The following is an 11,263-nucleotide window of genomic DNA, read 5'->3' as shown; positions in this document are numbered from 1 at the left end:
CCCTCAGTCGCTGCGCGACAGCTCCCCCCGGGGGAGCAAGCGCAGCAGCTGCCGTTTCCAGTTACGACCCATCCCGTGAAAATAGCGTTTGGAGCGCTCCGCAGAGCGCGACAAACGCGAAATATAAAATAATTCTTCCGCTGAACATGGCCAGAGCGCAAGCGGAGGCCATTCCAAATCGTCCCCGCATTGCATTCTTCCCCGCAGAATGATACAATAGCAGCAGCAAACCATCGCCGCCGGACGTTTTTCCGGCAAATAACAGAAAGAGGGCTTTTGTTATGAGTATGAACACAGTTCCCGAGCGTCTGACCGCGCTGCGTGCCGCTATGAAGGCAAACGGCGTGGACGTCTATCTGATCCCGGTGGGCGACCCGCATTCCAGCGAGTATCTGCCCGACCACTACACCTCCCTGACCTACTTCTCCGGCTTCCACGGTGAGAACTCCAACTTTGTAGTCACCATGACCGAGAGCGCCGTCTGGGCAGACGGCCGGTACTTTGTGCAGGCGGAAAAGGAGATCGCCGGTACCGAGATCCAGCTGATGCGCATGGGCGAGCCGGGCGTGCCCACCGCTGAGGAATACTGCGGCAAGGTGCTGCCCGAGGGCGGCACGCTGGGTCTGTGCGGCCTGACCGCCAACTGTGCACTGGTCAACAACCTGAAAAAGGAGCTGGAACCCAAGCACGGCAGCATCAAGACCCTGTTCTTGGAGGACGAGCTGTGGGTGGAGGGCCGTCCTGCCCGCCCGGCTACCCCGGCATGGATCCTGCCCAAGGAGTACGCAGGCTTCTCCCCGGCGGAAAAGCTGGAGCAGCTGCGCGCAAAGCTGAAGGAGCAGGGCTGCACCGCCCAGCTGGTGGGCAAGCTGGATAATCTGGCTTGGCTTTTGAACCTGCGCGCCATGGATATCGAGTGCACCCCCTACGCCATGGCCTACTGCTATGTTACCCCGGATCGCGCTGTGCTGTTCATCGATCAGGCGCGGGTCACCCCGGAGGCCAAGGCAGAGCTGGAAGCCAACGGCGTAACGCTGGCCGACTACGACAGCATTCTGGACGGGATGGCCGCCGAGACTGAGCCCCAGACCGTGCTGGCGGAGAGCGCTACCGTGAACTACGCCGTGTATCAGGTGCTGGAAAACAACCCTGCCCTGACCGTGAAGGACGCCGCCGACCCCCTGCTGGCCATGAAGGGCGTGAAGAACGAGGTGGAGCTGGCACACCTGCGCGAGTGCCATCTGCGGGATGCCGTTGCCATGGTGCGGTTCCAGATCGAGCTGGAAAACCGTCTGGCTTCCGGCGAACAGCTGACCGAGCTGACCGTGGACGAGATCCTGCACAAGTACCGCAGCGCAAACGACAAGTTCCTTGTGGAAAGCTTTGGCACCATTGCAGCCTACGGCGGCAACGCAGCCATGATGCACTACCACGCCACCCCGGAGGATCACGCCGTTCTGCAGCGCAAGGGCTTTTTGCTGGTGGACAGCGGCGCTACCTATCTGGACGGCACCACCGACATCACCCGCACCTACCCGCTGGGCGAACTGACCGAGGACGAGCGGCTGTTCTATACCTGGACCTTGCAGTGCCACATCGACATTGCCAAGGCCGTCTGGCTGGATTACTGCGACTGCCACATGCTGGACACCATCGCCCGCGAGCCGCTGTGGCGTCACCTCATCAACTACCGCTGCGGCACCGGCCACAGCGTCAGCTTTGTGGGCAACGTCCATGAGGGCCCCCACGCTTTGAACGGGCGCAACACCACCCTGATGCGCCCGGGCATGATCGTTACCGACGAGCCCGGCGTGTATGAAGCCGGCGAGGTGGGCATCCGCATCGAGAACGAGATCGAGTGCTACCACAAGGCCGACAACCAGTACGGCACCTTCCTTGCCTTCCGTCCCCTCACCTTTGTACCCATTGCCACCTCTCCCATCGTGCCCGGCGTGCTGGACAAGGAGCAGGTCGCATGGCTGAACGACTACCACCGCAAGGTGTTCGAGCAGCTGGCACCCCGCCTGACCGAGGACGAGCGCGCATGGCTGGCCGAGAAGTGCGCCGCCATCGGCTGCTAATGCTAAAAAGAACAAAAGTCAGCTGCCGCTTGCCGTCCTGACTCTTGCCGTAAAAATGCAATTCCGGGCAGACCGCAGTCTGCCCGGAATTGCTTGATTTAAGATGATTTTTCCGCAAAGGAAACCAAACCATGATCTTTCACATTGCGATCTGCAGCCCGGACGGGGCGCTGCGCAGCAGGCTGGAGCACCAGTGCATGGAGTTCTTTGCCCGGCGGGAGGACGCCTGCATCGTGGAGCAGCTGCAAAGCCCGGAGACGCTTTTGCAGCAGGATGCCGCCGGGCTGCGGTACGAGCTGTACCTCATCGAGCTTGCGGCGGTAGCCCGGCCCGAAGGGCTTGCGGCGGCGGCAGAGCTGCGCCGCCGGGGCCGCCGCGCGCCGCTGGCCTTTGTGGCACGCACCCCGGCCCACGCATACAGCGCCTACCGGGTGGACGCCATGCAGTATCTGCTGCAGCCGGTGCACCAGCCGGAAGTTTCTGCCCTGCTCAAGCGGGCGGTGGAGCCGGAATACGGCCCCACCCTTACCGTGACCACCGCAGACGGCGTGCGGGCGCTGGCCTATGCCGAAATTGAATATCTGGAATGCACCCACCATATCGTGCACTTCCACCTGACCACCGGAGAGGATGTGGCCTCCCTCTCGCTGCGGGTGCCCTTTTCTGCTGTGGCACAGCCGCTATTGGCGGATGGCCGCTTTGTGCAGCCGCACCGCTCCTATGTAGTCAATCTGGAAGCAGTACAGCTGCTGTCCCCCGGCGAGGTACGGATGCGCAGCGGGGCGCGCATCCCCATTCCCCGCGGGCGGGAAGCCGCCGTCCGGGAGGCTTTCTGCGCCCGATTGAGGTAAAGAAAAAATGAAGAAGCCGCTGCACGCAAATTCGCTGTGCAGCGGCTTTTTTAGGATTCACAAAGGAAAACGCTTCACTCTGTCTTACGCCGGGGCTTTTTGGGCTCCTGCTGAGACTTTTTTGACTTACTCTGAGACTTTTTGGGTTTCTTCTGAGACTTTTGGGTGGAGGTTTTGGACTGGTCGGCGGTGTCGCTCAAATGAGCCATAACATCCAGCAAAGCACCCTGCAGACTGTTTGAGGGTGAACTGTTCTCCGAAAAAGCGAACAGATACTTGTAGATCTTGGCCGCCATCTCATCGTACAGTCCAAGGCGGGTATACACCTCCTTGAACAGCTGAAAGATTTGCGTTTTGTTCTCCACAATGTCGAGCAGACCGATCTGGGTATGGCAGAGACTCTGGGGGTTCTGGATATAATGATACCCGGCGGTGGAGATGGACACAAACACCTGCGCGTACTCCAGATAGCACATATTGAAGATCAGATCCTCAGCCCAGTGTATCTCGGGGGCAAAGCCGAGCTGATTTTCTGCAATGATATTCCGGCGGTAGAGCTTGTTCCACAGCACACCGTAGTAAAAGGATGCAGGCTGCTGCATCAGGCTGCGGGCGTAGTCCTCCCGGCTGTAAATGCCCTCCGGCAGAAAGCTATATTTGCGCACCTCAGTTTTCGGCGTTTCCGGTTCGATGCCCAGCGAAGTTTGCAGTGTCTCGAGGAAGTAACCCGTCTTGGTGGAATTTGGAGGAATCACCATCCAGTATGGGGCGATTACAAGGTCTGCACTGTGCTGCAAAGCAGCCTGCACAAGGTTCTGGGTGTAATCGGGATCCAGTGCGTCATCACTGTCCACAAACTGGATATAGTCGCCGTGTGCAAGGACAAGCCCGGCATTCCGCGTGCAGGAAACGCCCTCGTTTTCCTTGTCCACCACCACGATGCGTGGATCCTTTGCCCGGAACTGCTCACAAATGGCAAGGCTGTCATCCGTAGAGCCGTCGTTCAGCACGATGATCTCCAGCTCCTGATAGGTCTGGCCGCAAATACTTTCCAGACAGCGGGCAACACTATTCTGCGCATTATACACAGGCACGATAATGCTGACGAGCGGGTTTGTCATGACAGGGATCTCCTTTTGACGATAAGGTTTGAGGGATTTTTCACTTCACCAAAGCATGTCTTTGTAAAAAAGACGTAATTATTTATATTATCATACTCCTATAGCACGCAAAATGCAAGAGGATAGGCGTTTATCCATCCGGGAGCAGGCAGTTTATACCTGCGCCCAGTCCAGCGCAGTCCAGTCCGGCAAAAACTGATTGCATATCCGGCGCAAAGCGGGGGCATCGGCAGCGCTGGTGGTGTCCTGAATGCCCACCAGATAAAAACCGGCGTCGTGGGCGGTCTGGGCAGCGTAGAGCGCGTCCTCGCACACGGCGCACCCGGCAGGGCTTGTGCCGCCAAGGCGGTGCAGCGCCTCCATAAAGGGGGCGGGGCTGCTCTTGCTCATAGCACCCCGCGCCTCGATGTAGAAATCAAAGTATTCGTCGATGCCAAGGCGGGTCAGCACGGTGCGGCACTGGCTGCTCCATGTGTTGGAGCACACGCACATCCGCGCGCCCTCGGCCCGCAGCCGGGCAAGGGTGTCCCGCACGCCGGGCTTCAGCTCCACCTTCTCGTACAATTGGGCGATCACCTCGCGCATCACGTCCAGATAGCCGTTCCTGTCCAGCGGCAGTGCATATTCCCGGATGAGGTACTGTGCGCCGTCCTCCATGCCCATGGTCAGCAGGGTCTCGTGCAGGTCTGCCTTCGGGGTGCGGCCAAAGCGCGCCAGCAGCGCCTCCGGGGCACCCTCCCATACCACCACCATGCTGTCGGTCAGGGTACCGTCCATATCAAAGATCCATTGTTTGCAGTGCATATTTTCCTCCTGTTGTGCGCCCCTCCGGGCTGTCTCTATACTTATCTCCGGCTAGTATAGCACGAAACTTTCACAGGAAAAAGGCATGATCTCTGAAAATTCGGGAGAATTTTATCCGAAAGTATGGTATAATTATAACAATTTTAGAAAATACCGGGAACGTGCACGGGAGGGCTTGATATGGAACGCAGAGAACCCACGCAAAAGGCGCTGGTGCTGGCAGGCGGCGGCGCGCGCGGCAGCTATCAGGTAGGCGTCTGGCGGGCTTTGATGGAGCTGGACTGGCACCCGCAGATCATTACCGGTACCAGCGTGGGCGGGCTGAACGGTGCAATGTTCGTGCTGGATCTGTACGAGACCGCCCGGGATATGTGGCTGACCATCCGCAGCCGGGATGTGATGGAACTGCCGGAGGAAAACGCCGACCTTTCCGCCCTGCATCAGTTTCTGCGCCGGGTGGTAAAGGAAGGCGGCATGGACGTGACCCCGCTGGAAGAGATCGTGGAGCGGGTGCTGGACGAGGATGCGCTGCGGGCAGCGCCCATCCGGTTCGGCATCGTGACGGTGGAGCAGCGCGGGCTGCGCCCCCGGGAGCTGACGCTGGAGGATATCCCCGCCGGGCAGGTGCGGGACTATCTGATGGCTTCGGCGGCCTGCTTCCCCGCATTGCGGGCGCGGCAGATCGACGGGGTAAAGTTTTTGGACGGCGGGTACAGCGATAACATGCCCACCGGCCTTGCCAAGACCATGGGCGCAGAGGAGCTGGTCTGTGTGGACCTTGAGGGCGTGGGCATCACCCGTCCGAACCTGACCGGCCTGCCCACCACCATGATCCGCAGCTACTGGGAGCTGGGCGATATCCTGCACTTCGACCCCGACACCGCAAAGCGCAACATGGAGCTGGGCTATTACGACACCCTGCGCGCCTTTGGCCGCATCCGGGGCTGCGCCTACGCGGTGGACAGCGGCGCGGACAGCAGCGCCGATGCCGAAGCCTTCCGCGCAGCCTTTGACGCAGTGCAGAAGGAGGTGCGGGAGAAGTACCCGGTCACCCTGACCGCCGATGCCGCTTTACTGCTGGCACGGATGAAGGACGCCCAGCTTGCCCCGTTGGAAGCCGCCGCCGAGGACGCCGGGGTAGACCCCACCCACTTCTACACCACCCGGACGCTGGCCGAGGCGTTTCTGGCGGCGTGCGACAAAGAGCGTATGGAAAGCTTTACCCCGCTGTTTACGGGCAGCAGCACCGCCGGGCAGGCAGCGCTGGCCGCTTTGCTGCCCAATACATTCTTACAGGCGCTGGTGTGGCGCACTTTGACCGCATCGGCTTTGCCGGAGGTGACAGAAGATGAAAGTTTATAAAGGCGTATCCGCTTCCCCTGGGTTGGTGCTTGGACAGGTGAGCCGACTGGAACATCATGTGGAGACCTTCAGCCACGGGCCTTTCAACCCGGAGCGGGAGCTGCGGCTGCTGGCAAACGCCGTGCACACGGCGCAGAATGAACTGGACTCCATGGCAGAGCGCGCCGCCCCCACCGAGCAGGCCATCTTTTTGTTTCAGAGCATGATGCTGGACGACGAGGGCATGATGAACGAGGTGCGCTTTTGCATCAATGCGGGCATCAGCGCTTCGGCGGCGATGCATCAGGTGGGGCAGCGCTACGCCGACCAGCTTGCCAACATGAAGGATAACCCCTATATGCAGCTGCGCAGCGTGGATATTCTGGACGCCACCCGCCGGGTGATCAATATCCTGACCAACCGTCCCCGGGTATGGCTGGCGCTGGATCATCCGGTGATCCTTGCCGCCGACCGGCTGATGCCCACCGACCTGTTCAGCGTGCCCTCCGGCATGATCTTGGGCGTCATCACCGCCGAGGGCAGTGGTCAGAGCCATGCCGCCATCATTGCCCGGGCAATGAACATCCCGGGCATCGTGCAGGTGGGCAAGGATTTTCTGGACGACTGCGACGGTCGCACCGTCATTCTGGACGCAACCAACGGCAACTGCATCCTTGACCCGGACGCCGTCGCCCGCCAGCAGGCAGAAGCCAGCATCTGCCAGCTCCAGCGCGAGGACGCGGAGATGAAGCAGCTGCACAGCCTGCCGGACGAAACGCGGGACGGCGAACCCTTTGAGCTGCTGGCCAACTGCTTTGGCCCGGAGGATATCGACACCGCCATGCAGTCCGGTGCCAAGGGCGTGGGGCTGCTGCGCAGCGGCTACATGATGCTGCCCGGGCGCATTCTGGACGAGCAGGAGCAGTATTTCTTCTACTGCTCTTGTCTGGCAGCCGCAAACGGCTGCCCGGTGACCGTGCGCACCTTCGACTTTGGCTCCGACCGCACCGTGGCCGATGCCAATCAGGGGCCGCAGTCCTCTAAACTCGGCCTGCGCGGCATCCGCAACAGCCTGCGCCAGCCCCAGCAGTTCCAGACCCAGATCTGCGCGTTGCTGCGCGCCGCCGCGCGCGGGCCGCTGCGGGTGATGTTCCCCATGGTGACCGATGTAGAGGACTGGGACGCCGCCATGAGCATCGTGGAGCACTGCCGTCAGAGCCTGCGGGAGCGGGGCGTGCCCTTTAACGAAAACACTCCGTTCGGCGTGATGCTGAGCATCCCCGCCGCCTGCCTGACCGTGGAGGACTTTGTAGCCCACGGCTGCGATTTTCTGGTCATCGGCACCAACGACCTGACCCAGTACACCCACGCCGCCGACCGCGAGCTTGCCAGCGCAGAGCACTACTACCGCCCCGCCAGCCCGGCCATGAAAAAGCTGATCACCATGGTGATGGATGCCGCGGGTGCGCACCACGTCCCCGTGACCATCTGCGGCCTTGCCGTGGGCAACCCCGCCAACACGGCGCAGTACCTGCACCTCGGTCTGCGCAGCTTCTCGGTAAGCCCGCAGAATCTGCTCAAGACAAAGCAAGCCCTGCTGGACACCGATGCCCACCCGGATGCAGGGGAAAACGGCTAAAAGCATTTGCAAAACGTAATATAACATAAACAATAAAAGGCTGCTGCACAAACCCCTGTGCAGCAGCCTCTTTGACGTTGTGTTTTTTACTTTAGCGGGCTCGCCCTCTCCGCCATCGCTGCGCGATGCCACCTCTCCCAAAGGGAGAGGCAAGAGCACTGCCGGAAACTTCCTCATTGCACCTAACACTTCAGTAATGAACCTTACGGCTTGGCTCTCCCCTTGGGAGAGCTGGCGCGGGAGCGCCTGAGAGGGCGAAGGCTTGTTACAGTACATCGAGAGCAAGCAAAACAAAAAAGATTGACCGCCACAGTTGTCCAGACTCAAACGGCCAATCTTTTCTGATTGTCTAGGGTATGGAAGCTGACCGTTGCCGGGCAGCACCTTTTCTGTTCTCAGTATAATCATTCCGGGCGTATTTGTCAAGCAGATACGTCCTTTTTTATGTTTACTCCAAATTCCCCGTCAGGATCATGACGGCAGAGAGCACCGCCAGTGGGGCGGTCTCGCAGCGGAGGATGCGGGGGCCAAGGCCCACCGTTTTTGCCCCGGCTTTGGCGGCCATTTCGGCCTCCTCGGCGGCAAAGCCGCCCTCGGCGCCGGTCACGATGGCAAGGCGCAGCTTCTGCCCGTCAGCGGGCTTTGCCTCTGCCAGCAGCTGACGCAGGGGTGCGCCGCCGCACTCGTAGCAGAACAGCACAAGGTCGTACTGGTCAAAGCTGCGGCACACCGCCCCAAAGTTCGGCAGCGGCAGGGCTACGTCCGGCAAAACGCCCCGGCCGCACTGCTTGGCGGCTTCCAGCGCAATGCGGTTGTAGCGCTCGTTCTTCTGCTCCTCTTTTTTGGGTGCAGCCACGCAGTAGCGGCTGAAGAAAGGCACGATATGCGCCGCGCCCAGCTCGACCCCGTGCTTGATGATCTGTTCCAGCTTGTCCTGCTTGGGGTAGCCCGCCAGCAACGTCACCTCCACGGTGGGCTCGGCGGCGCTGGGGTAGCCCGGCTCTACGGCAAAGTCTACCCTGTCCTCCCCAAAGCCGGTGATGGTGGCGGTGTACTCTACGGCGTTGCCGTCGCAAAGGATGACGGTATCCCCCGGCTTTGCCCGCATCACCCGGGCAAGGTGATGGGCGTCCGCCCCCCGCAGGGTGGCGGTGCCGTCAGAGATCTCGGTGGTAAAGTAGCGGTGCGGCATACTGTGCGCTCCCTTTCTATGGTTTTCCTTGGAAAAGGCTTCCCCCGGTCGGGGGAAGCTGTCACCGCAGGTGACTGATGAGGGCGCAGACAAGCAATAACTTGTGGGAATTTACCCCTCATTCGTCTGCTCCCTGCGTTCGCAGCCACCTTCCCCCCAAGGGGGGAAGGCTTATGCAGTAATTACTTCTTCAGAATATCAGGCCTTTTTGCAGACGATGCACTCCCAGCCGCGCTTTTCCTTGACTTCCACGACGGACAGACCGGCTTTTTCCAGCCCGGCGATCACTTCGTCCTTGCGGCTGTCGATGATGCCGCTGGCAATAAAGGTAGCGCCCTCGGCCATCAGGCCGGGTACGGCGGGGGCAAGGCTGAGGATGGCGTTGGCCACGATGTTGGCAGTGATGATATCATAGGTACCGCTGGCCTTATCGGACAGATCGCCCACCAGCACAGTCAGCTTATCCTGCACGCCGTTCAGCGCAGCATTCTCCCCGGCGGTACGCACCGCCACGGGGTCGATGTCCACGCCCTCGGCGCTGGCAGCGCCCAGCTTGAGGGCGGCAATGGCAAGGATGCCGCTGCCGGTGCCGATATCCAGCATCCGCTCGCCGCCGCGCACCTGCTCGTCCAGCGCTTCAAGGCAAAGGCTGGTGGTCTCGTGACCGCCGGTGCCGAAGGCAAGGCCGGGGTCAAGGATCAGCTTGACCCGGTCGGTGTCGTACTGCTGCCACGAGGGCACCACAGCCAGACGGCTGCCGATCTCCATGGGGTGGTAGTATTTGCGCCAGCCGTTCTGCCAGTCCTCCTGCTCCACGCCCTCGGTCTCCACGGTGTAGGGGATGCCGGCGGCTTCCATGCGGGCGGCGATGAGCGCCAGCGTTTCCACCTGAGAAGCACCCGGCTCCAGATACAGATGGATGATCACGGTATCCCGGGGCTTGTCCAGCAGCTCCTGCTCGATCAGGTCCACATGGGCGATCTCGGCCACCTGCTGCTCGATGTCGCTGTAATCCTCAATGTAGATGCCGCCCTCGGCGATCAGGGTGGCAACGGCTTCGGCGTTTTCGGCATCAGCCTTGGCCACGGTCAGGCGGATATCGGTCCATTCCATAGTACAAGTCTCCTTTTTGTATGCTTTCCCCTCCGGCAGCGCCGGAGGGGGAAAAAATTCTGTTACCTGTATAGTACCCGATTCTGCGCCCGGATGCAAGCCCCTTGGCAAAACCGGCGGCGCTGCCGCCCGAAAGGGTGCACAGATTGACTTTCGGCAGAACATCCGTTATGCTATATTGGACAAGGCAAAAAACGGGATGCTGCGCAAAGCGGCATCGGAAAGGGATCTTTATCGTATGTGTACCAAAACCTTCACATGGCGGCTGCTCACCGGCCCCGAGCTGACCGGGGTGTATCTGAACGAGATGCGCCGGGACTTCCCCGCCGGGGAGCTGAAGCCCCTGAGCATGATCCTGACCAGCGAAGCGGAGGGCACCGCCCACACTTGGGGCGTGTTTGACGGCGACACGCTGGCGGCTTATCTTTTGATGGTGCGGCCGGAGGGCTGCCGGGTGAGCCAGCTGGATTATTTTGCTGTCGTGCCCGCCTACCGCGCCCACGGCATCGGGGCACAGCTGCTGGCGCAGCTGCCCGCCCAAGAGGGCGACGCCGAAGCCATCCTGATTGAAGCCGAGATGCCGGAAAAGGCCGGGGACGCCGCCATGGCGGTGCGGCGGCTGGGCTTTTACGCCCGCTGCGGCGCGTGGGACACCCACTACACCGAGCATCTTTTTGACGCATGGTTTCGTATTCTGGTGCTGGACTGCCCGGGCTGCGCACCCCTTGCCCCGGAGACTGCGGTAGAGGCACTGACCGACTGTTACCGCCGCACCATCAGCCCTACCCAGTGGCAAAAGCACGTTCAGTTCTTTGCCCCGGACGGCAGTACATACTGCTGATCGCGCAGGAGACCACCTATAACAAAGCCCGCCCACCTGTGGAGACCCACGGTGGGCGGGCTTTTTGCGGTTTATCGTTTGTGCCGCTGTAAAAGCATTCAGAGGACGGCGGTCTGGGGTACCAGCCGGAAGAGCATCACGGGCAGCTCGCTGTTTACAAAATCCAGCGTAAGGATGATCTTTCCGCGCTTTGTTTCAAAAGGCATCTCGGTCTGCGTGCCGTCCGGGGCAATGCGCACAAGCGTTTTGCCTTCCAGCAATCCGGCGGGCAGCGCGAGCC

At 60.9% G+C, this 11,263-nt stretch carries 10 protein-coding genes; 5 read left to right on the top strand and 5 right to left on the bottom strand.

Annotated features, from left to right (window positions below):
* Positions 1-281 precede the first annotated feature (281 nt).
* Positions 282-2,081, top strand: a complete 1,800-nt coding sequence (locus WMO44_RS13785) for an aminopeptidase P family N-terminal domain-containing protein (protein ID WP_349152921.1) — start codon at positions 282-284, stop codon at positions 2,079-2,081.
* A 131-nt stretch (positions 2,082-2,212) separates the two neighbouring features.
* Positions 2,213-2,932: a LytR/AlgR family response regulator transcription factor gene (locus WMO44_RS13780; protein ID WP_349152920.1), complete on the top strand. Its 720-nt coding sequence runs from the start codon at positions 2,213-2,215 to the stop codon at positions 2,930-2,932.
* Positions 2,933-3,006: 74 nt separating this feature from the next.
* Here WMO44_RS13780 and WMO44_RS13775 read toward each other — a convergent pair whose 3' ends face one another.
* Positions 3,007-4,062 (bottom strand): glycosyltransferase, encoded by a 1,056-nt coding sequence (locus WMO44_RS13775; protein ID WP_494337430.1) that lies wholly within the window; start codon positions 4,060-4,062, stop codon positions 3,007-3,009.
* Positions 4,063-4,206: 144 nt separating this feature from the next.
* On the bottom strand, positions 4,207-4,857 hold the full coding sequence (locus tag WMO44_RS13770) for an HAD family hydrolase (RefSeq protein WP_349152918.1): 651 nt from the start codon (positions 4,855-4,857) through the stop codon (positions 4,207-4,209).
* Positions 4,858-5,037: 180 nt separating this feature from the next.
* Between WMO44_RS13770 and WMO44_RS13765 the strand changes: the two genes are divergently transcribed.
* Positions 5,038-6,219 (top strand): patatin-like phospholipase family protein, encoded by a 1,182-nt coding sequence (locus WMO44_RS13765; RefSeq protein ID WP_349152917.1) that lies wholly within the window; start codon positions 5,038-5,040, stop codon positions 6,217-6,219.
* Entirely contained in the window at positions 6,206-7,837 is a 1,632-nt protein-coding gene (locus WMO44_RS13760) for a phosphoenolpyruvate--protein phosphotransferase (RefSeq protein ID WP_349152916.1), read from the top strand. Before WMO44_RS13765 ends, WMO44_RS13760 begins: the two co-directional genes overlap by 14 nt.
* Before the next feature lie 448 nt (positions 7,838-8,285).
* On the opposite strand, the gene WMO44_RS13755 is transcribed toward WMO44_RS13760, so the two are convergent.
* Together WMO44_RS13755 and prmA are read right to left on the bottom strand one after the other, a co-directional pair.
* On the bottom strand, positions 8,286-9,029 hold the full coding sequence (locus tag WMO44_RS13755) for an RsmE family RNA methyltransferase (protein WP_349152915.1): 744 nt from the start codon (positions 9,027-9,029) through the stop codon (positions 8,286-8,288).
* A 198-nt stretch (positions 9,030-9,227) separates the two neighbouring features.
* Positions 9,228-10,142, bottom strand: coding sequence for a 50S ribosomal protein L11 methyltransferase (gene prmA, locus WMO44_RS13750; protein ID WP_055186281.1), 915 nt, complete (start codon positions 10,140-10,142; stop codon positions 9,228-9,230).
* 238 nt (positions 10,143-10,380) lie between these two features.
* On the opposite strand from prmA, the gene WMO44_RS13745 reads away from it, so the two are divergent.
* Positions 10,381-10,983: a GNAT family N-acetyltransferase gene (locus WMO44_RS13745; protein WP_349152914.1), complete on the top strand. Its 603-nt coding sequence runs from the start codon at positions 10,381-10,383 to the stop codon at positions 10,981-10,983.
* Positions 10,984-11,081: 98 nt separating this feature from the next.
* Here the strand turns inward: WMO44_RS13745 and WMO44_RS13740 are convergent.
* Positions 11,082-11,263, bottom strand: a 182-nt coding sequence (locus WMO44_RS13740; protein WP_349152913.1) for a hypothetical protein, incomplete at its 5' end; no start/stop codon positions are given.

The sequence above is a fragment of the Faecalibacterium tardum genome, from assembly GCF_040096515.1.
Lineage (GTDB): Bacteria > Bacillota > Clostridia > Oscillospirales > Ruminococcaceae > Faecalibacterium > Faecalibacterium tardum.
The sequence above is the reverse complement of the archived record's forward strand: the minus strand, read 5'-3'. Positions and strand labels throughout refer to the sequence as shown.